The sequence below is a fragment of the Billgrantia saliphila genome (assembly GCF_002930105.1).
GTDB lineage: Bacteria > Pseudomonadota > Gammaproteobacteria > Pseudomonadales > Halomonadaceae > Halomonas > Halomonas saliphila.
Genome location: NZ_PJRN01000001.1, coordinates 362,151 through 380,940, shown reverse-complemented (window position 1 = coordinate 380,940; position 18,790 = coordinate 362,151). Strand labels below are relative to the sequence as shown.

20 protein-coding genes and 4 tRNA genes are annotated in these 18,790 nt (G+C 62.8%); 17 read left to right on the top strand and 7 right to left on the bottom strand.

Going from position 1 to position 18,790, the window contains the following annotated elements; all coding sequences use genetic code 11:
- Positions 1-2 precede the first annotated feature (2 nt).
- From CYJ07_RS01795 to CYJ07_RS01780, 4 genes are all read left to right on the top strand, one after another.
- Positions 3-1,292 (top strand): TRAP transporter large permease, encoded by a 1,290-nt coding sequence (locus CYJ07_RS01795; RefSeq protein WP_104201944.1) that lies wholly within the window; start codon positions 3-5, stop codon positions 1,290-1,292.
- Between the two features lie 79 nt (positions 1,293-1,371).
- Positions 1,372-2,418, top strand: a complete 1,047-nt coding sequence (locus CYJ07_RS01790; RefSeq protein ID WP_104201943.1) for a TRAP transporter substrate-binding protein — start codon at positions 1,372-1,374, stop codon at positions 2,416-2,418.
- An 11-nt stretch (positions 2,419-2,429) separates the two neighbouring features.
- Positions 2,430-2,966 carry a TRAP transporter small permease gene (locus CYJ07_RS01785; RefSeq protein WP_104201942.1) on the top strand — a complete coding sequence of 179 codons (537 nt, stop codon included), beginning with the start codon at positions 2,430-2,432 and terminating at the stop codon, positions 2,964-2,966.
- Positions 2,959-3,900, top strand: coding sequence for a hydroxymethylglutaryl-CoA lyase (locus tag CYJ07_RS01780; protein WP_104201941.1), 942 nt, complete (start codon positions 2,959-2,961; stop codon positions 3,898-3,900). The genes CYJ07_RS01785 and CYJ07_RS01780 overlap by 8 nt, the downstream gene beginning before the upstream one ends.
- Before the next feature lie 125 nt (positions 3,901-4,025).
- Here the strand turns inward: CYJ07_RS01780 and CYJ07_RS01775 are convergent.
- A tRNA-Ala gene (locus CYJ07_RS01775) sits at positions 4,026-4,101 on the bottom strand.
- Positions 4,102-4,359: 258 nt separating this feature from the next.
- Between CYJ07_RS01775 and uvrY the strand changes: the two genes are divergently transcribed.
- The 6 genes from uvrY to CYJ07_RS01745 all read left to right on the top strand — a co-directional run bounded on the left by uvrY (position 4,360) and on the right by CYJ07_RS01745 (position 7,902).
- Positions 4,360-5,007 carry a UvrY/SirA/GacA family response regulator transcription factor gene (gene uvrY / locus CYJ07_RS01770; protein ID WP_104201940.1) on the top strand — a complete coding sequence of 216 codons (648 nt, stop codon included), beginning with the start codon at positions 4,360-4,362 and terminating at the stop codon, positions 5,005-5,007.
- Between the two features lie 49 nt (positions 5,008-5,056).
- Complete coding sequence (uvrC, locus tag CYJ07_RS01765; protein ID WP_231489505.1) at positions 5,057-6,871, top strand: excinuclease ABC subunit UvrC; 1,815 nt, start codon at positions 5,057-5,059, stop codon at positions 6,869-6,871.
- 65 nt (positions 6,872-6,936) lie between these two features.
- A complete protein-coding gene (pgsA, locus tag CYJ07_RS01760) occupies positions 6,937-7,485 on the top strand; it encodes a CDP-diacylglycerol--glycerol-3-phosphate 3-phosphatidyltransferase (RefSeq protein ID WP_104201938.1) in 549 nt (182 codons plus the stop codon).
- Positions 7,486-7,549: 64 nt separating this feature from the next.
- A tRNA-Gly gene (locus tag CYJ07_RS01755) sits at positions 7,550-7,624 on the top strand.
- Positions 7,625-7,704: 80 nt separating this feature from the next.
- Positions 7,705-7,778, top strand: a tRNA-Cys gene (locus tag CYJ07_RS01750).
- Between the two features lie 37 nt (positions 7,779-7,815).
- Positions 7,816-7,902: transfer RNA gene (locus CYJ07_RS01745), tRNA-Leu, on the top strand.
- A 39-nt stretch (positions 7,903-7,941) separates the two neighbouring features.
- Here the strand turns inward: CYJ07_RS01745 and CYJ07_RS20870 are convergent.
- Both CYJ07_RS20870 and CYJ07_RS01735 read right to left on the bottom strand, forming a co-directional pair.
- Positions 7,942-8,244: a tyrosine-type recombinase/integrase gene (locus CYJ07_RS20870; RefSeq protein ID WP_422666935.1), complete on the bottom strand. Its 303-nt coding sequence runs from the start codon at positions 8,242-8,244 to the stop codon at positions 7,942-7,944.
- Between the two features lie 5 nt (positions 8,245-8,249).
- Entirely contained in the window at positions 8,250-8,435 is a 186-nt protein-coding gene (locus CYJ07_RS01735) for a hypothetical protein (RefSeq protein WP_104201936.1), read from the bottom strand.
- Positions 8,436-8,989: 554 nt separating this feature from the next.
- Between CYJ07_RS01735 and nadB the strand changes: the two genes are divergently transcribed.
- Positions 8,990-10,579, top strand: coding sequence for an L-aspartate oxidase (nadB, locus tag CYJ07_RS01730; RefSeq protein WP_104201935.1), 1,590 nt, complete (start codon positions 8,990-8,992; stop codon positions 10,577-10,579).
- 30 nt (positions 10,580-10,609) lie between these two features.
- Here the strand turns inward: nadB and CYJ07_RS01725 are convergent, their stop codons facing one another.
- Complete coding sequence (locus tag CYJ07_RS01725) at positions 10,610-10,954, bottom strand: hypothetical protein (protein ID WP_104201934.1); 345 nt, start codon at positions 10,952-10,954, stop codon at positions 10,610-10,612.
- Between the two features lie 10 nt (positions 10,955-10,964).
- On the bottom strand, positions 10,965-11,258 hold the full coding sequence (locus CYJ07_RS01720) for an FAD assembly factor SdhE (protein WP_104201933.1): 294 nt from the start codon (positions 11,256-11,258) through the stop codon (positions 10,965-10,967).
- Between the two features lie 204 nt (positions 11,259-11,462).
- On the opposite strand from CYJ07_RS01720, the gene CYJ07_RS01715 reads away from it, so the two are divergent.
- From CYJ07_RS01715 to lapB, 3 genes are read left to right on the top strand one after another with little or no spacing between them, the layout of a single operon-like run.
- The gene (locus CYJ07_RS01715) at positions 11,463-11,759 is read left to right on the top strand and encodes an integration host factor subunit beta (protein ID WP_104201932.1); all 297 of its coding nucleotides are present in this window, start codon (positions 11,463-11,465) and stop codon (positions 11,757-11,759) included.
- A gap of 28 nt (positions 11,760-11,787) precedes the next feature.
- Positions 11,788-12,093 carry a LapA family protein gene (locus CYJ07_RS01710; RefSeq protein WP_104201931.1) on the top strand — a complete coding sequence of 102 codons (306 nt, stop codon included), beginning with the start codon at positions 11,788-11,790 and terminating at the stop codon, positions 12,091-12,093.
- Positions 12,094-13,281, top strand: coding sequence for a lipopolysaccharide assembly protein LapB (gene lapB, locus CYJ07_RS01705; RefSeq protein ID WP_104201930.1), 1,188 nt, complete (start codon positions 12,094-12,096; stop codon positions 13,279-13,281).
- Positions 13,282-13,285: 4 nt separating this feature from the next.
- Here lapB and pyrF read toward each other — a convergent pair whose 3' ends face one another.
- Positions 13,286-13,987: an orotidine-5'-phosphate decarboxylase gene (gene pyrF, locus CYJ07_RS01700; protein WP_104201929.1), complete on the bottom strand. Its 702-nt coding sequence runs from the start codon at positions 13,985-13,987 to the stop codon at positions 13,286-13,288.
- Positions 13,988-14,205: 218 nt separating this feature from the next.
- On the opposite strand from pyrF, the gene cfa reads away from it, so the two are divergent.
- The 3 genes from cfa (at position 14,206) to CYJ07_RS01685 (ending at position 17,794) form a co-directional block, all read left to right on the top strand.
- Positions 14,206-15,357 carry a cyclopropane fatty acyl phospholipid synthase gene (cfa, locus tag CYJ07_RS01695; RefSeq protein ID WP_104201928.1) on the top strand — a complete coding sequence of 384 codons (1,152 nt, stop codon included), beginning with the start codon at positions 14,206-14,208 and terminating at the stop codon, positions 15,355-15,357.
- A 274-nt stretch (positions 15,358-15,631) separates the two neighbouring features.
- Complete coding sequence (locus tag CYJ07_RS01690; RefSeq protein WP_231489495.1) at positions 15,632-16,489, top strand: GGDEF domain-containing protein; 858 nt, start codon at positions 15,632-15,634, stop codon at positions 16,487-16,489.
- A 117-nt stretch (positions 16,490-16,606) separates the two neighbouring features.
- On the top strand, positions 16,607-17,794 hold the full coding sequence (locus tag CYJ07_RS01685; protein WP_104201926.1) for an amino acid aminotransferase: 1,188 nt from the start codon (positions 16,607-16,609) through the stop codon (positions 17,792-17,794).
- Between the two features lie 68 nt (positions 17,795-17,862).
- Here CYJ07_RS01685 and CYJ07_RS01680 read toward each other — a convergent pair whose 3' ends face one another.
- On the bottom strand, positions 17,863-18,606 hold the full coding sequence (locus CYJ07_RS01680) for a Crp/Fnr family transcriptional regulator (RefSeq protein WP_331280918.1): 744 nt from the start codon (positions 18,604-18,606) through the stop codon (positions 17,863-17,865).
- Positions 18,607-18,790 lie beyond the last annotated feature (184 nt).

Sequence of the window (18,790 nt, the reverse complement as noted above, 5' to 3'; positions counted from 1 at the left end):
CCATGGATCCCTTACTGGTAGTCCTCGCCCTGATCGCGATGATCGGGCTCGGCGTGCCGATCTTCCTGTCGCTGGGGGTCGCCGGTCTCATCGGCCTGTACATGGCGCGCGGCTCGCTGGCGTTCTTCTTCGCCCCCACATCGCTGTTCGGCCAGCTCAACGTATTCGAGATGGTCGCGCTGCCGCTGTTCATCCTGATGGGCAGCCTGCTCGGCGCCACGCCGGTCGGCGCCAACCTGTTCCAGGCAGCGGTCCGCTGGCTCAACTGGCTGCGCGGCAGCCTGGCGATCTCTTCGGTTGGGGCCTCGGCAATGTTCGGCGCCGTCTCGGGCGTCAGCCTGGCGGGCGTGGCCGCAGTGGGCTCGATCGCAGTGCCGCAGATGCTCGAGAGAGGCTACAGCCGCACCCTGGCTGCCGGCTCGGTGGTCACCGCCGGTGCATTGGCGATGCTGATCCCGCCCAGCGTGCCATTCATCATCTACGGCGCGGTTTCCAGCGTGTCGGTGGCCGATCTGTTCATCGGCGGAATCGTGCCGGGAATCGTGCTGGCCCTGGCGCTTTCGCTCTATATCTTTCTGCGCGTCAGCCTCAACCCCGGGGAAGCGCCTGTCGCCGAGCAACGCTTCACCTGGCCAGAGCGCTTCCATAGCCTGGGCCAGATCTGGCATGCCGCCCTGCTCGTGCTGGCGGTGCTGGGATCGATCTATACCGGCTTCGCCACACCCAGCGAAGCGGCCGGCGTCGGGGCGCTAGGCGCCTTCTTCATCGCCACGGTGGTCTTTCGCAGCCTGACCTGGGCCAAGCTGGTCCAGATTCTCGGCACCACGGCACGAATCAGCGGCGCCATCCTGCTGATTATGGGCTGCGCCAAGATCTTCGGCGACTACCTCAACATGGTGCGCGTGCCGCAGCTGCTCACCGAAACCCTCACCACCAGCGGCCTGCCCACCTGGTCCATTCTGCTGGCGGTGATGCTGATGCTGATCCTCCTCGGCATGCTGGTCGACGCGGTATCACTGATCGTGGTCACCACACCGGTGCTGCTGCCGCTGATCGAGGCGCTGGGCTATGACCCGCTGTGGTTCGGTATCGTCATGGTGCTCAATCTTGAGATTGCCGTGGTCACTCCGCCGGTGGGCTTGAATCTCTATGCCCTGCGCGGCGTATGCCCCGGACTCACCATCGAGGAGATCATCCGCAGCGCACTTCCGTTCGTTGCCGTGCAGTTCCTGGTGCTGATGCTGTTCGTGTTCTTCCCCAGCCTCAGCCTGTGGTTGCCGGGACTGATGTAGCCCGGCAAAAAGGCGGCTCCGGCCGCACTCAGTAGGCTCGCGCACGAGTCGAGTACAACAACAAGCTGGAGACAATGACATGACCCTCACCCGCCGCCAACTGCTCAAGTACGGCACCTTCGCCACCGCCGGCGCCGCCATGATGGGCGGGCACAGCCTGTTCTCCCCCCGCGCCATGGCAGCTACCTCCCTGACCGGGGTGAACTACATCACGCCCTCCTACAAGGCTCTGAGTTACGGATCCGACGGTTTCGTCAACTACCTGGCCGAGCACCATGCCAACGTCATCGACTTCGACTACCACCACTCCGGACAGTTGCTCACCGCCGACGAGCAGTTGCCCGGCCTGCGCGCCGGCAGTGTGGACTTCATGTTTCACACGCTCTCCTACATCACGCGCTCGCTGCCGATCCTCGGCATTACCGGCCTGCCCGGGGTGGTCAATGAACTCTACCGGCATCCCGAGCGCCTAAAGCTGGGCAGCCCGTTGATGGCCCTGATCAATGAGCAGCTCGCCGAGGAGAATCTCTACATGCTCTGCTCCGGCGGCGGCATTCTCGAACCGGAATATATCTGGAGCACCGAGGAGAACCCGATCCGTTCGCTCGAGGACCTGCGCGGCAAGAAGATCCGCGTGGTCGGCTACGAGGCCACCACCGCGCTGGAGGAGTATGACATCGGCGCCACCCGCATCCCGTCGTCGGAAACCTATCAGGCCCTGCAGCGCGGCACCGTGGACGCCGGCATCTTCAATATCTCCACGATCGTGGGACGCAGCCTTCACGAGCAGTTGGCCGTCTGCTACAAGCTTCCCATCACCGGTTTCACCGTGGCTCCCTTCATGCTGCGCGACCGCTGGGACAACCTGGACGGGGAGGTGCGCGCCGCGCTCGAGGAGGCCGCCCAGTGGTACGACGACAACTTCATCGAGCACTGCAACGAAGAGGTCTACCCCAACGAATACTGGCCGATGATGGAGGAGGCCGGCATCGAGGTCATCGATCCTTCCGAAGAAGACCTGACGGCGTTCAACGAATCCACCGAGGCGGTGTGGGAGCACTGGAAGAGCGAAGTCGGCGAAGAGGTCGGCAACCGCGCCATTGCCCTGGCGCTCGGCGAGGCTTGAAGGAGATAGCCATGACCGTCAACGCCATGCGCACCTGGGACGGCCTGATGGCCGTCCTGCGCGGCGCCTCGATACTGGTGCTCGTCTTCATGGCGCTCACCATCTGCTACGACGCCATGATGCGCCACGCTTTCTCCGCTCCGACCAGTTGGAGCCTGGAAATCAACTCCTTTCTGCTCGTCTACCTGGCCGTGATGGGGGCGGCCGAGGCCCAACGTCACGATGCTCATATCCGCATCGAGTTCTTCGCCGACAAGCTCCCGCTACGCCTTCAGGCCCTGTCCGGCGTGGTCACCGGCCTGCTCGGCGCCACCTTCAGCTTCATCATGCTGTGGCGCGGCGGCATCATGGCGTGGCAAGCGTTCGAATATGGCGAGCGCGTGTCCAGCTCGCTGGGCACACCGACCGGTATTCCCTACGCCATGCTGCCCATCGGCTTCGGCCTGCTGGGCCTGCAGTTCCTGCTCGACACTTGGCGGGCCGGACGTCGCGTATTTTATCCGGAATCCGTACCGCGTCCGTCTAAGGGGGTGCCCAGCGATGTCTGAGACGCCCCTGGCTCCCCCCGCGGCGGTGGAGATCGTCGAAGTCGCACCGCGCGACGGCTTCCAATCGATTCAAACGCCCTTGCCCACCGTCGATAAGCAGCGCTGCATCCAGGCTCTCGTCGAAGCCGGCATCACGCGCATGGAGATCGGCTCGTTCGTCAGCCCCAGGGCCCTGCCTCAAATGGCCGACACCGGCGAGCTGGTCGCCAACTTCGCCAACCAAACGGGGTTGCGTCTAGCGGCGCTGGTACCCAACCTCAAGGGAGCGAAGCTGGCGCTCGCACATGGCGTTCGCGAAGTCGTTTACGTGCTCTCGGTCTCGGAAACACACAACCGGAGCAATGTGCGACGCAGCGTCGAAGAGTCGCTAGACGACCTGGCCAGAGTGGTCGAATGCCTGCGCAATGCCGATGGCACCGTATTACGCCTGGATCTAGGCACCAGCTTCGACTGCCCCTTCGACGGCGCCATCTCCTGGCAACAGGTGGATGCCGTACTGGCCAAGGCGCTCGGCCTCACGGCAGATCTGCCGTTGGAAGTCGCACTGTGCGACACCACCGGTCGCGCCAGCCCCTATCAAGTGGCGGAGCATTTCACCCGACTGCGCGGGCGACATGCACGCGAGGGCCTCGACTGGGCCTTCCACGGCCACGACACCTACGGCATGGGCGTGGCCAACGCCCTGTTCGCCATACATCACGGCGCCACGGCCATCGATGCCGCCTGCGGCGGCCTGGGAGGCTGCCCCTTCGCCCCCGGGGCCACCGGCAATACGGCCACCGAGGACCTGGTCTATGCCCTGCAGCGCAGCGGTGTGCAGACCGGCATCGACCTGCCGCGGCTACTCGCCGCCGCCGATCGCATGGCCGCGCTACCCGGTGGCAAGACAGCGAGCCACCTGCGCCAGGTGCCTCGGGAGCGATTGTGCTGGTGAGAAACGTCCCGCTCGGCTACACCTGAGCGTGGCGATCTTGACGGATTTTAGGGCAATGAATTTTCAGGCACACAAAAAAGAGCCGTCCGGCGATTTCGCTGGACGGCTCTTTTGTAAGGTATTCTTGGTGGAGCCTAGCGGGATCGAACCGCTGACCTCAACACTGCCAGTGTTGCGCTCTCCCAGCTGAGCTAAGGCCCCAATATGTCTCGCCATGCGAGAACGAGGCGTATCTTATCCAGGACCTGGTAGGGCGTCAACCCTGCGTGCGCGAGGTCCCTTCGCGTTGATCGGCAAAGAAGGAAACAGGAAGCTCGTTCAATTTCCCTTGCTCCGCGATTGTGGCAAGCTTCGCTTTACACGACACGCGCAGCCGGTTTCCGAATCAGCGGAAGCCCGTATTCGGCTCCGCAGGCGCTATGCCTGCGGACGCTCTCCGTTACGACGAGGATGTCAGCCTTGATCAAGGTTCTCATAGTCGATGATCACCACCTGGTTCGCACCAGCCTCGCTCGCCTGTTGGAAAACGAAGAGGATATCGAGGTGGTTGGCGAGGCTGCCAGCGGCGAGGAAGCCATTACGTTGAGTCGCAAGCTCGACCCCGACGTCGTGCTGATGGACCTGCGTATGCCCGGCATTGGCGGGCTGGAAGCGACCCGCAAGATCATGCGCAACAACACCGATGTCCGCGTGTTGGCCCTGACCGGCTTCATGGAGGACAATTTCGCCCAGCGGCTGCTCGAGGCCGGTGCCGGCGGCTTCATCAGCAAGGATACCCAGGTATCCGACATGGTCGATGCCATTCGCAGCGTCTTCGCCGGACATCGTTACATCAGTCCCGATATCGCCCAGCGCCTGGTGCTATCGCGCTTCGATTCTGAGGAGAATCCCTTCGACCAGCTCTCCCAGCGCGAGCTGCAGGTCGCCATGATGATCGTCAACTGTCAGCGGGTCTCGGAGATCTCCGACCGGCTCTTCCTCAGCCCCAAGACGGTCAACACCTACCGTTACCGGATCTTCGAGAAACTCGGCGTGCAGACCGATGTGGAGCTGACGCACCTGGGGCTTAAGCACGGCCTGGTTGAGGGATTCGACACCACCCAATGAGGCCGGCGATCTGGTAAGCTCACTTTCCATGCTTCACCGCCGCACCACGATGACCTTCGATTCACGTCAGTTCCTCGCCAACCTGACCCAGTCGCCGGGCATCTATCGCATGCTCGACGAGCGGGGCGATACTCTCTACGTTGGCAAGGCCAAGAGGCTGAAGGCTCGCTTGGCGAGCTATTTCCGTGGCGCGCTCAATGCCAAGACGCAGGCCATGGTGTCGCGCATCGCTGATGTTCAGGTCACCGTTACCCGTAGCGAGATCGAGGCGCTGCTGCTCGAGCAGACGCTGATAAAGGAGTTGCGTCCGCCCTACAACATCCTGCTGCGTGACGACAAATCGTATCCCTTCGTCTTCGTCAGCGATCGTCACCCCTACCCCGCCCTCGAGTACAAGCGGGCCCGCAGGCGTCACGACGACGGCCGTTACCTGGGGCCCTACCCCAGCAGCGGCGCGGTACGCGAGAGTCTATCGCTGATGCAGAAGATCTTTCGCATACGCAACTGCGAGGACAGCGTCTTCGCCCACCGCACGCGCCCCTGCCTGCAATACCAGATTCACCGCTGCAGTGCGCCCTGCGTGGGTTACATCGACGAAGCCGGCTATCGTCGCGACCTGGAGCATGCCGTGATGTGCCTGGAGGGGCGCAGCGAGCAGGTCACACAGGAGCTCACCGAGGCCATGGAAACAGCCAGTCGCAACCTAGCCTTCGAGGAAGCCGCTCGACTGCGCGACCAGATCCAGCATCTTCGCCAGTTGCAGCAGCGTCAGTTCGTCGACACCGAGGGTGGCGATGCCGACGTCTTCGCCCTGGCCGAAGGACAAGGCGCCCTGTGCATCTCGGTGCTGACGGTACGCCAGGGTCGCCTGCTGGGTGCCCGCCACCACGCTCCCGGCAATGACCTGGGCCTGGAATCCTCCGAGCTGCTCGGTGAGTTCGTCAGCCAGTACTACCTCGGTCACGCGCGGGAGATCCCCAGAGAAGTAATCACCAGCCTGCCGCTGCCCGACGTCGACATTCTCGAAAGCGCCTTGACCACTCGCGCCGAGCGGCGTGTACGCCTCACACACCGTGTTCGCGGCCACCGCAGCCAATGGCAGGAGCTCGCCCGCACCAACGCCGAGCAACAACTTGCCAGCCGTTTGGCCAGCCAGACCGAACTCGACCGGCGCTTCGATGCGCTACGCGATGCGCTTCATCTGGAAACCGCTCCCGAGCGCCTGGAGTGCTTCGATATCAGCCACAGCCATGGCGAGGCGACCGTCGCCTCCTGCGTGGTCTTCGACCACAACGGCCCGCGCAAATCCGATTACCGTCGCTTCAACATCGAAGGCGTGGCCGCGGGGGATGACTATGCCGCCATGCGTCAGGCACTGAGCCGCCGCTTCCGACGCCTGACGGAAGGTGAAGGCGTGGCACCGGATATCCTGCTGATCGACGGCGGCAAGGGACAGCTCAACCTGGCGCGCGAGATCCTCGTCGAGCTGGGCCTGCGCGACATTCGCCTGCTCGGCGTCGCCAAGGGCACCACGCGCAAGGCCGGCCTCGAAACCCTGTTCGTCGAGACCGTGGACCACACGCTTGACCTGGAGCCGGCATCTCCGGCCCTGCACCTCATCCAGCACGTGCGCGACGAAGCCCACCGTTTCGCCATCACCGGTCATCGCAGTCGGCGCGACAAGGCCCGGCGCAGCTCGGCGCTGGAGGATATCGAGGGCATCGGGCCCAAGCGGCGTCGCGAACTGCTGCGCTTCTTCGGCGGCCTGCAGGGCGTCAAGCAGGCGAGCCGTGAGGAGCTGGCTCGCGTTCCCGGCATCAGTGCCACGCTGGCCGAAACGATTCATCGTTCGCTGCATGGATGAAGGCGTCGGCTATCGATAGAATGGAAGTCCTTCGGCAACCAGACCCAGGCAAGGATCTCCCCTCGATGAACATCCCCAACATCCTGACGCTGGCAAGAATCGCCTTCATCCCGCTGCTGGTGGTGTTCTTCTATCTTCCCTATTCCTGGAGCCTGCCTGTGGCGGCGGCCCTTTTCGCCCTGGCCGCGGTGACCGACTGGCTCGACGGCTACCTGGCACGGCTGTGGGACCAGTCCACTCCCTTCGGCGCCTTTCTCGATCCGGTGGCCGACAAGGTCATGGTTGCCGTCGCCCTTGCCCTGCTGATTGAACGCTTCGACAGCATCTGGTTGACGCTGCCGGCACTGGTGATCATCGGCCGCGAGATCGTGATCTCGGCACTGCGGGAATGGATGGCCGAGATGGGCAAGCGAGGCAACGTGGCCGTCTCGTGGCTGGGCAAGGTCAAGACCACCCTGCAGATGGTCGCCCTACTGCTGTTGCTGGCCTTTGCCCCGGGTACGCCGTTGTCCATGGTCGGCGTCGTGACCCTGCATGTGGCCGCGCTCCTCACGCTGTGGTCCATGGTGCTCTACCTGCGTGCCGCCTGGCCCCATCTGAGCCGTTCCATGTAGTCCCCGCAGGCCAACAAGTGATTGACAGGTACCGGCTTATCCGTATAATTCGCACTCGAGTCGAGCGGGAATAGCTCAGTGGTAGAGCATCGCCTTGCCAAGGCGAGGGTCGGGAGTTCGAATCTCCTTTCCCGCTCCAGACTCGAGTCACGATGCGAAGAGCCAAATTCATGTACGGTGCGCCGGCAGCATGAAGTTCTCGCAGAGACGACTCCCCGAGGCTGGATGGCAGAGTGGTTATGCAGCGGACTGCAACTCCGTGTACGCCGGTTCGATTCCGACTCCAGCCTCCACTTCTTTTCCCTTCAGCTGCCTGCTCGAAACCGTGCCGCCCGGATGGCGAAATTGGTAGACGCAAGAGACTTAAAATCTCTCGGTGGCAACACCGTGCCGGTTCGAGCCCGGCTCCGGGCACCAAGCAGATCAGCCCCTTACGTCAATTTCATCTCTTGTGACCTAATGCGTGGTCGCAGTTTGGTAGCAGAACCTCGGCAGCTTCCCTGCGACCCGGTCCAGTCTCGTATCGAACATGTGAGCGTACCGGCTCGTCACTCCGAGACTGCTGTGGCCCAACAACGCCTGCACCGTCGTCATCACCTCGCCGGCTTCAGCCAGTAGCGAGGCATAGGTGTGTCGCAAGTCATGGAACCGCAGGTCCGGCCGCCCTACTGCCGCCCTCGCCTTCAGGCTGTTAGAGGTACGCCCGCAGCCATAGTTCGAATGAAGCCCTGCCCTAACCGGCGGGGCTTTTTCGTGCACTGCAATCAATGGACAACCTTCCAAAGCTGAATAAGCGCTTCCTTGATGCCGCTGCGCCTTGCGGCATACTCGGCCGCTCGCCGAAGATTGGCAGCCTGCTGCGCGCTGATTGGCCCATCTTCCTTGCGTCGGATCTGGCCGAGGCCAAAATGCAGCCGCTTCGTATCTGCCGTTTGCTCTGTCTTGTTCATATCTTCGCTCCGTGTCGCTGCGTAAGCATTGTCCACATTGCTTACACTAGGTCACACGAAGTTACACTCAACGTTAATTATCTCCCGTATTCGTACGGTTTCCAGTTAATGCCGCCCTGCCGGCTCACTCCCGGCGCCTCCCCTGCCTGTCTGGGAGGGCATCATTCCCGATGGCGTACTGGGCGTCCTGTCTGCCACGGCGGTATCAGCCGCCCCGCTCGCCCGCATGATCAAGCAGAGCCTTCCCCATGAGTCCTTCCTTCTGAATACTACCTGCCATGGCGAGCATGGCGCGTGGCACTCGCTTGGTCGCATTTTGGTCGCAAAATCCATGCTATTATGGCGGCCAACACAAACATTGCATCCGCTAGCTTGTTGATTCTACAAGGAACCGCAGTGCAAGCGCAGCCTCGGAACGAACTTAAAATCTCTCGGTGGCAACACCGTGCCGGTTCGAGCCCGGCTCCGGGCACCAGGCGCCTCGCCAGCCTGACCTTTGCTGTGCGGAACTTCGAGCCAGGCTAGCTGATGCCATAGCTTCAGCGAGTAAGGCCATGTCCCGTAGCGAACATGACGTACTGGTTGTCGGCGGTGGCGTAGCCGGCCTGACTCTGGCCCTTCACGTGGCTGACAGCCGACGCGTGACGCTTGTACGCCCCGCCAGCGACGATCAGGGCGCCAGTCGCTGGGCACAGGGCGGCATCGCGGCGGTACTCTCTCCCCAGGACGACTTCGAGGCTCATGTGGCGGACACGCTGGTGGCCGGCGACGGCCTCTGCGATGAGCGCGCGGTACGCTTCACCGTCGAGCAGGGCCCCTCGGCCATCGAATGGCTACTGTCTCTGGGCGTGCCGTTCACGCGCGACTCCAGCCCCACCGCCAGCTACCCCTACCACCTGACGCGCGAGGGGGGTCACGGGGCGCGCCGCATCATTCATGCCGAAGACGCCACCGGACGCGCCGTGCTCGACACCTTGAAGCGCCATGCCGTGGCGCATCCGTCAATTGTCATTCGCGACGATCTCACCGCCATCGGCCTGCTGGGCGACGCCGAGGGAAATTGTCGGGGCGCACGCTGTCTGGACAACCAGGGTCGCCTCCTGGAGCTCTTGGCTCACGATACGGTTCTAGCCACCGGCGGGGCCAGCGGACTGTATCGCCACACCACCAGCCCCCACCCCGCCAGCGGCGAAGGCATGATGATGGCCGCCGAACTGGGCGCCGAACTGATGAACCTTGAGTTCCAGCAATTCCACCCGACCTGCCTCTACGATCCGGAGGGACCGCCCTTTCTGATCAGCGAGGCGGTGCGCGGCGAAGGAGGCAGGCTGCTGAGCAACGATGGTCGTCGCTTCATGCTCGAACGGGACGAACGCGCCGAACTCGCCCCGCGCGATATCGTGGCGCGCGCCATCGACGCCGAGATGCAGCGCACCGAGTCTCCGCACGTGTGGCTGGACATCCAGCATTTGGGGGAAGCGGCCATACGCCATCATTTCCCCACCATCCATGCCCACTGTCTGGCACGCGGACTCGACATCACTCGCCAACCAATCCCCGTTGTGCCCGCCGCGCACTACAGCTGCGGCGGCGTGGCGACGGAGCTCGATGGCAGCTCGAGCGTCCCGCGCCTCTACGCCATCGGCGAGGTCGCCTGCACGGGGCTGCACGGCGCCAACCGCATGGCCAGCAATTCACTGCTGGAGTGTCTCGTGTATGCCCGCAGCTGCGCGGCGCGCCTGGCTCAAGCAGAACCTATGGATTCCTCCCCCCCGTCGTCGCCTCGGACCGGTGAGCGTCACGTCGACGCCCAGCGCCTCCGCGAGTGGCGCCTGTGCCTGCGGGATACGATGAGCCGCCATGTGGCGATCGTGCGCCGCGATGCCGGACTCGACGCTGCGGCTCGCGAACTGGAAGCGTTGAGTCGCGAGGTGATGGCCGTCATGCCGGAGGCAGCGCCCAGCGCGACACTGGCGAGCCTGTGGCACGCACTCAGGCTCGCCCGCCTGACGGTAAAGGCCGCTCGCGCACGACGCGAATCGCGAGGACTGCACTACAACCCCGCCTGCCCGCACCATAGCGAGTCCGGACAGGCGTCCCGCTCCTCACGGTTGCGCCTCGCCGATCTGGAGCCGGTCGCCTGATGGCAGGGGTGCGCTCCAGGAAGCCGCGAATCAGACTCGGATCAACGCACGGCGCAGCTGCCTCAGCGCTTCGCGCGGTGCACTGTCGGGCCATAACCACAGCGAACGCCCATCCAGCACCAGCCCCACCAGCCACGGCCCCATATAGACGCAGCGCAGCGTGACCGGCTGCGATTCACTCTCTCCTTCCGGCCTCCACAGCCAGCGCCAACCGGCATCGGGCCCTGGCACCAGACGCAACTCCCCGCACGGTTGCCTGCGTCGTAGCCATACGCCCAGCGCCACCAACCAGATCACACCCGAAGCGACCAGCCAGATCGACGCATAGCCCAGCAGCGCGCCGACGATGGCCAGGGCCAACAGCGTCTGGCACAAGGCGGCCAGTCTAGATGGGACGACGCGGATCGTTGTCGGCGTTCTCGGCATGTGCCTGAATCAACGTCACGATACGACGAAAGGAAGGGGGGGCGGGCTCCCGCTGCATCAGCCAGGCGAACAGATCTTGATCCTCACCTTCGATCAGGGCGCGGTAGGCCGCCTGATCCCCGGCTTCGAGCCCGTCATAACAGTGCTCGAGAAAGGGGATCAACAGCAGGTCGAGTTCCCACATTCCCCGGCGAGAATGCCAGTAGAGCCGCTTGCGCAGGGCTGCGGCGTCGATGTTGGTCGCTTCGCTCAACGTCGGCCTCGATGGTACGAATGAATGTGGCACCAGTATACCGGAGCCGCCACCGACGAGCAGCGCTTGGGAGGGCTTTGTCAGATTTCCTTGACCATGGGCGTAGTGCGTTGTTTTATCTCGGTTTGAGCAGTATGCTGACGAAACAACAAGAATGCCGCCCGCCCAGGTCCCACCGGACCGGGTACCGCCTGGAGATGACCGATGACCAAATCCGAATTGATCGAACAGATCGCCATGCGCCAGCCGGAGCTATCGATCAAGGAAGTCGAATCTGCGGTTCGCCTGATCCTCGATGATATTACGGACACCCTGGCCGAGGGAGGCCGAGTCGAAATCCGTGGGTTCGGGAGTTTCTCTCTGCACTATCGTGAGCCCAGGGTCGGCCGCAACCCGAAGACCGGCGAACCGGTCGCGCTCGATGGCAAGTTCGTGCCACACTTCAAGCCCGGTAAGGAGCTACGCGAGCAGGTCAATGCCAGCCGCGCCCTCGGCTATTAATTTCTTTTCATTCACAAGGGATAGAAACATGCGTTGGCTCAAAGGCCTGATCCTGGCCATCATACTGCTGGCAGTGCTGCTGATCGGCATTCTATTTGCCGTCAACAACCAGCAGACAGTGCCGCTCAACCTGATCTGGTGGGAACTGCCGGCGATATCGCTCTCCGTCTGGCTCCTGGCAGCGCTGGTCTGCGGCGTCCTGCTCGGCATGCTGGCGATGACCGGGGTCTGGCTTCGGCTGCGCACCGCGCTTTCACGCGCACAGCGCCTCAATCGGCAACAGCGCAAGGAACTCGACCGCCTGCGTGTCCAGGAGCTCAAGGAACTGCCCTAGATGCCCGATGCCCTGCTGCTGATCCTGCTGGTGGCGGCCATCGCCATCGGCTGGTGGCTTGGCCGCCGCGAGCGTCAGGGCGACAAGAGCCCCGCGCCACCCAACACGCTATCGCGGGATTATTTCGTCGGCCTGAACTATCTGCTCAACGAGCAACCGGACCGCGCCATCGAGACGTTCGTCAACGCACTGGAAGTCAACAGCGAAACCATCGATACCCACATCACGCTGGGCAATCTATTTCGCACCCGCGGTGAAGCCGACCGGGCCGTTAAAATTCACCAGAATCTGCTGGCCCGACCAACCCTGACGGCGCTGCAGAGCGACCAAGTCCAGCTTGAGCTTTCCCGTGACTTCCTGCACCTCGGCCTGTTCGATCGCGCCGAGCGGCTGCAGCAGCAGCTCATTCGCGATTCCGCCCATGACGATATTCGCCATGCCGCGAAGCGGCTATTGGCCGACTTGCTAGATCGTGAGAAAGAGTGGCAGGCCGCCTTCGACGTAGCCTACCCCAGCCTGATACGCGAACATGAGGATATCCGCCGAGCCGCCGCCCACTGGCTTTGCGAACTGGCCGACCAGGAACGCCACTCAGCCAGCCCTGGGCTGGCACGCAAGCATCTACGACGCGCCCTTTCCATCGATCCTCGCTGCGTTCGAGCCAACCTGTTACTCGCCGCGCTAGCTCAGGATACCGGCCATTATCGCGATGCCATTCGCACCCTGATGCGGATACCCGACCAGGACCTGGATTTCATGCCGACCGTGTTGGAGCCCCTTCAGCACGCCTTTCTCATGCTTGACGACGAGACCGGTCTGGTGGCTTGCCTGGAGGGCCTTCTGGCACGCGCTCACGTGACCAGCCTGATTATCATGCTGGCTGAAACCCAGCGTAAGCGACAAGGACTCCGAGCCGCCATCGAGCTGGTCAGCGAACAGCTCAACCGGGCGCCCAGCCTGGGCGCGCTTGACTACCTTCTGGATCTCTATCGCCACCAGCAGCTCGAACGTGGCGAGCCCGACAGCCGGATACTGCTGCTCAAGCAGCACACCCACACCCTGCTAGCGGCTCGCCCGCGCCACCGCTGCCATCGTTGCGGCTTCGCCGGCCAGCCGCTGCATTGGCAGTGTCCACGCTGTCGCAGTTGGGGGACCACCCGCCCCATTACCGGCATCGAAGGGGAATGAGCGCTCAGGCCAAGGTCAGCTCCCGCTGGATGGCCTCCAGCGCGGCCATAGGGTCTTCGGCCCGGGTCACCGGACGTCCGACCACGAGATGCGTGCTGCCGGCCGCCATGGCGTCTGCCGGCGTCATCACACGTCGCTGATCGCCCTGTTCGGCGCTGCGCGGCCGGATACCCGGCGTGACCTTGAGAAATGCCTCTCCGCACAGCTCCTTCAAGCGCGCCGACTCCTGAGCTGAGCAAACGACACCGTGCATGCCACTGTCCTGCGCCAACCGAGCCAGCCGCTCGACCTGTGTTGCGGGCGATTCGGCAATACCGATTTCGACCAGATCATCGGTCAGCATACTGGTCAGGACGGTCACGGCGATCAGGTGGGTATCGAGACCGTGACGATCCAACCGCTCGCGTGCCGCCTCCATCATGCGCCGACCGCCACCGGCGTGCACGTTGACCATCCACACGCCCTGCTCGGCTGCCGCCTGCACGGCACCGGCCACGGTGTTGGGGATATCGTGAAACTTGAGATCCAGAAACACCTCGAATCCACGGCCGTGAAGCGCCTCGATCACCTCGGGGCCGCTGCGAGTAAAGAGCTCCTTGCCCACCTTGACCCGACAGCGGGCCGGATCGAGCCGATCGGCCAGGCACAGCGCGGCGTCAAGAGAGGAATAGTCCAAGGCGATGATCAGTGGCGAGTCGAGGGACACGTTACAGGGCTCCGACGTGAGAGTGATAGACGACCCCCAGTATACCAGCCCCTTGCGCCTAACCGTTCCCGCGAGCCTGGTCTATCCTCTACCCAGTACTTCCTTACATTGCGCATCGCGCCATGCGCAACGCGTCACACGACCTTCAGGCGAACAACACAATCACAACACCACAATGGCATTTGCCATGGCTTGAATCGATGGACCGGGAGGACTCCATGACCAGCGAACAACGCATTGGCCCCATTGTCCTGCCCGACAGCCGCGCACGGCGAGTTCTCGAATCGTTGCTGGCCGGCTCGGGCGTGACACTCAACGGCGACGCTCCCTGGGACCCGCAGATCTACCATCCCGATTTCTGCTCGCGCATCCTGCGCCAGGGTTCCCTGGGACTCGGCGAGTCCTATATGGACGGGTGGTGGGAATGCGAGCGCATCGACGAACTGGCGTGTCGCCTATTGTTGCACGGCTTGGGCGAACGAGCCCGTCCGCCCTCCGACCGCCTGATGTATCGCCTTCAGGCCGGGCTGATAAACCTGCAAAGCAAGGCGCGCGCCTACATCGTCGGCGAGGCTCACTACGATTTAGGCAACGACCTTTTCGAGCGCATGCTAGACCCCACCATGTGCTACTCGTGTGGCTACTGGAAGCAGGCCGGCAACCTGCACGACGCTCAACTGGCCAAGCTGGAGCTGGCCTGCCGCAAGCTCGACCTGCGTCCCGGCATGCGCGTACTCGATATCGGCTGCGGTTGGGGCAGCTTCGCAGAATACGCGGCGAGGCGTCATGGCGTCGCGGTCACGGGCATTACTATTTCACGCGAGCAGGCGGAACTCGCCCGGCAGCGCTGTGCCGGCCTGCCGGTCGAGATCGAACTCAAGGATTACCGCGATTTGGAAGGTTGCTACGACCGCATCGTGTCTATCGGCATGTTCGAACATGTCGGTCATCGCAACTATTCCGCCTATTTCGAAACCGTCGAGAACGTACTTGCCGAGAACGGCTTGTTCCTCCTGCATACGATAGGTTCGAACAGCTCGGAAATCAGCGTCGATCCGTGGATCGATCGCTATATCTTCCCCAACGGTGTACTGCCTTCCGCCCGGCATATCGCCGAAGCCAGCGAGGGGCTACTGTTGATGGAGGATTGGCAGAACTTCGGCCCCGACTACGACAAAACCCTGATGGCCTGGCGCGACAACTTCGATGCCCACTGGCCCGAGATCGCCGATCGCTACAGCGAGCGAATCAGGCGTATGTTCCGCTACTACCTCTCGGTGTGCGCAGGCGCGTTCCGTGCTCGGGACATCCAGCTGTGGCAAGTGGTTTTCTCGCGCAAGCGCCCGACGCGCTATGACGCTCCACGCTGAGACATAGCTGGCGGCGTGAGCGCTTACATGAGCTGTCGCCGATTTCCTACATCGACAGCCAGGTGATTTACGTCCTGTTACATCGTATATTAAAGCCACCCAACGGCTCGGCCCTCGACACTGGCTGCTCCCGGCGAACGCCATGGCACGTTGCGGCACCGTACTGAGCCGACATAACGAAGCGGATTGCGCCTGCACGCAGCAGGGAACAAAGGACGCCCGCATGCCAGAAGAAAACGCCATGACGGGTAGGGGTCTGAATGAGCCGGTTGACGTGTGCGACTTCACACAGCGCCTGCCCGGTGTCGTCTTTCAGTTTCATCGTGACCGTCAAGGCCACATGCACTTCCCCTACTTGGCCGGAAGCGGTACCGATCTGCCCGGAATCGATCGCGAGGCCTTGGGCCGGGATGCCCGGCATATGCTCGACCGGCTCGACGAGGAGGATTACCCACGCTTGATGGCCGCCATCGAGCGTTCGGCACGTTGGGGCATCCCCATCGCCACCAAGTTTCGCCTGCACCTGTCGAGTCGTCGCCATCGCTGGGTGGCCCTGCGCGCCCAGCCGGAGAATTCCCCGACCGGCGTATTGTGGCACGGTCTGATGATCGACATCACCGAACAAATGATCGAGGAGGCGCGTCTGCGCCGGCTCTCCGATACCGATGACCTGACGGGCCTGGCGAATAGGCGCAAGCTACTGACCCGGCTGAACGAAGAGATCGCCAAAAGCCATCGCCACGGCACTCCACTGTCGCTGTTGTTGCTCGACCTCGACTACTTCAAGCGAATCAACGATACCTGGGGACATCTTCAGGGCGACCAGGTGTTGAGCGAATTGGCCCGGCTTTGCCGCGAACGGATGCGCCAGGAGGATATCATCGGGCGTCTTGGTGGCGAGGAGTTCGCCGTCGTCATGCCGCTGACGCCACTGGTGGCCAGTCACCCCCTCGCCGATCGGCTGCGCCAGGCCATCGCCGAGCATGATTTCGGCATCACCGCCGGCCAGATCACCGTCAGCATCGGTCTGGCCGAGTACCGCCTGGGAGAGCCTCGCGACGCACTGATCGCCCGCGCCGATCGCAGCCTGTACGCCGCCAAGCATCAAGGACGCAATCGCGTGGTCAGTTGAGCCGGGCGGATACGCCGTCTACGCATTGTCGACTGGGCCCGAGTGGCGGATCGCCGAATGCGGTGGCATCATGGAGGTGTTCCATTCCTTGCCGCTAGAATCGAGGTAGCGAGTTACATGTTCGAACATATTGAGCGGGTACCCGGGGACGCCATCCTCGGTCTGATCGAGGCCTTCAAGAAGGATACCAATCCGCAGAAGGTCGATCTCGGCGTCGGTGTCTACAAGGATGCCGAAGGCAACACTCCCGTGATGCGCGCCGTCAAGGAGGCCGAAGCCCTGCTGCTCAAGAACGAAGCCACCAAGACCTATATCGGTTCCCATGGCGACCCAAGCTACGGCGAGGTGATCCTGCCCATGGTGCTGGGCGAGAACTCACCGGTGCTCGAGGCCCGGCGCGCCAGTGCCACCCAGTCGCCCGGCGGCACCGGCGCCCTGCGCCTGGCGGCGGATTTCATTGCCCAGCAGCTTCCCGGCAAGGGTATCTGGGTAAGCGACCCCACCTGGCCAAACCATCTCGGTATCTTCACCGCCGCGGGCATCGAACTGCACAAGTATCCCTACGTCGATGCCGAGAATCGCCTCGACTTCGAAGGCATGCTGGCGGCGCTCAAGCAGATCCCGAACGGTGACGTGGTAGTGCTGCACGCCTGCTGCCATAACCCCACCGGTTTCGATCTTTCCCGTGAGCAGTGGCAAACGGTCCTCGAGGTGGTTCGGGAGCGCAACCTGCTGCCATTGGTGGATTTCGCCTACCAGGGCTTCGGCGAGGGATTGGACGAGGATGCCTATGGCGTACGCCTGCTGGCGGAAAACCTCGACGAGGTGATCATCACCAGTTCCTGCTCCAAGAACTTCGGCATCTATTGCGAGCGCACCGGTTGCCTGATCATGATCGCCGGGAACAGCGAGCAGATGGAGAACGTTCGCTCCCAAGTGGCCATCGTGGCCCGCGAGAACTATTCCAACCCGCCGGCGCACGGCGGTGCCATCGTCAGCGAGATCCTGCATTCTGCCGAGCTGGCCGCCGTCTGGCGCGAAGAGCTCACCGAGATGCGCGATCGTATCAATACCCTGCGCCGCGATTTCGTCGAAGCGCTGAAGCCCTACGGCCTCGACCAGAAGTATGCCTGTGTAGCCGAACAGCGCGGCATGTTCTCCTATACCGGTCTCAAGCCGGACCAGGTCGATCGTCTGCGTGACGAGTTCGGTATCTACATGGTGCGCTCGGGTCGTGCCAATGTGGCCGGCTTCTCCCACGCCAATCTTCCCTATTTGGCCAAGGCGATCGCCGCAGTCAACTGAGCGTATGCCTCGCTAGTGACCTATCCCCCCGGGCCAGACGCCCGGGGGTTGTCGTTTCGTCAGCCGAGTCAACTGGCCTTGTCGCTGATACGAGGCAGGCCGCTGAATAGCGGCCGCATATTGTCAATCAGGTAGCGCTCGTCGAAATCCGCTTCACGTTTCAGCGCCTGCAAGTCGTGAAGCGTCACGTGATGCCGTTCGCGATGGACCAGCCCGGCTTCGTGCAGCGCGCTGAAGGTACGACTGACATGCACCGGACTGAGTCCCAGCAGATCGGCGAAAAGCTCCTGAGACAGCGGTAAGTGAAAACTGTCGCTCAGAGAGCCGGTCTGGGTCTGGCTAAGGCGCTGCGAAATCTCCAGCAGGAAGTGAGCCAGTTTCTGGCGAGCATTACGTCTCGCCAGGTTGACCAGTCGCTCGGTGATCAGCACCTGTTGGCGACTCGCTATGGCGAAAAGGATCGAGGTCAGGACGAAGGAGCGGCGAAACAGGTCCAACAGGTGCTGGTGCGGAAAGAAGCAGACCTCACCATCTTCGACCATTTTCACCCCGGCGAGGCGCTGCGAGAACGCGAATTCCCGTAGACCGATGATATCGCCTGGCAGGTACAATTCGATCAGTTGCCGCGAACCGTTCTCGAGGAAGCGATACGAATAGGCCCATCCCTTCTTAAACGTACAGAACTCCTTGGCTTCATCCCCCTCTTCCCAGAGTGTCGTGCCTGTCTCGACGGCCATCGGGCTCTGTTCCAATGCGAGAAGCAGCGACTTGTCGTGTTCCGACAGTTCGTAGTAATAGCTGAAATGCCGCACGATACAGCTCTCTTTCCCATCCATCGGAACCCCCCTGTTTCGGTAGAATACGCCTCGTTCACCTGATGCCGCCCTCCCAAGCCAAACAGATAACGCTGTAGGCGTCGAGGGTGCTTGGCGGGCAAGTGGCTCCGAGTACACCAGCTACGACAAAGGCAGGCTTGACCACTCAGTCAGACTGTGG

What these genes read in the sequence shown, in the direction of transcription:
- CYJ07_RS01715 (WP_104201932.1), top strand. Translation starts at nt 11,463, where the DNA reads ATGACCAAATCCGAATTGATCGAACAGATCGCCATGCGCCAGCCGGAG.
- lapB (WP_104201930.1), top strand. Translation starts at nt 12,094, where the DNA reads ATGCCCGATGCCCTGCTGCTGATCCTGCTGGTGGCGGCCATCGCCATC.
- CYJ07_RS01785 (WP_104201942.1), top strand. Translation starts at nt 2,430, where the DNA reads ATGACCGTCAACGCCATGCGCACCTGGGACGGCCTGATGGCCGTCCTG.
- CYJ07_RS01795 (WP_104201944.1), top strand. Translation starts at nt 3, where the DNA reads ATGGATCCCTTACTGGTAGTCCTCGCCCTGATCGCGATGATCGGGCTC.
- cfa (WP_104201928.1), top strand. Translation starts at nt 14,206, where the DNA reads ATGACCAGCGAACAACGCATTGGCCCCATTGTCCTGCCCGACAGCCGC.
- pgsA (WP_104201938.1), top strand. Translation starts at nt 6,937, where the DNA reads ATGAACATCCCCAACATCCTGACGCTGGCAAGAATCGCCTTCATCCCG.
- CYJ07_RS01685 (WP_104201926.1), top strand. Translation starts at nt 16,607, where the DNA reads ATGTTCGAACATATTGAGCGGGTACCCGGGGACGCCATCCTCGGTCTG.
- nadB (WP_104201935.1), top strand. Translation starts at nt 8,990, where the DNA reads ATGTCCCGTAGCGAACATGACGTACTGGTTGTCGGCGGTGGCGTAGCC.
- uvrC (WP_231489505.1), top strand. Translation starts at nt 5,057, where the DNA reads ATGACCTTCGATTCACGTCAGTTCCTCGCCAACCTGACCCAGTCGCCG.
- CYJ07_RS01790 (WP_104201943.1), top strand. Translation starts at nt 1,372, where the DNA reads ATGACCCTCACCCGCCGCCAACTGCTCAAGTACGGCACCTTCGCCACC.
- CYJ07_RS01735 (WP_104201936.1), bottom strand. Translation starts at nt 8,435, where the DNA reads ATGAACAAGACAGAGCAAACGGCAGATACGAAGCGGCTGCATTTTGGC.
- CYJ07_RS01710 (WP_104201931.1), top strand. Translation starts at nt 11,788, where the DNA reads ATGCGTTGGCTCAAAGGCCTGATCCTGGCCATCATACTGCTGGCAGTG.
- CYJ07_RS01780 (WP_104201941.1), top strand. Translation starts at nt 2,959, where the DNA reads ATGTCTGAGACGCCCCTGGCTCCCCCCGCGGCGGTGGAGATCGTCGAA.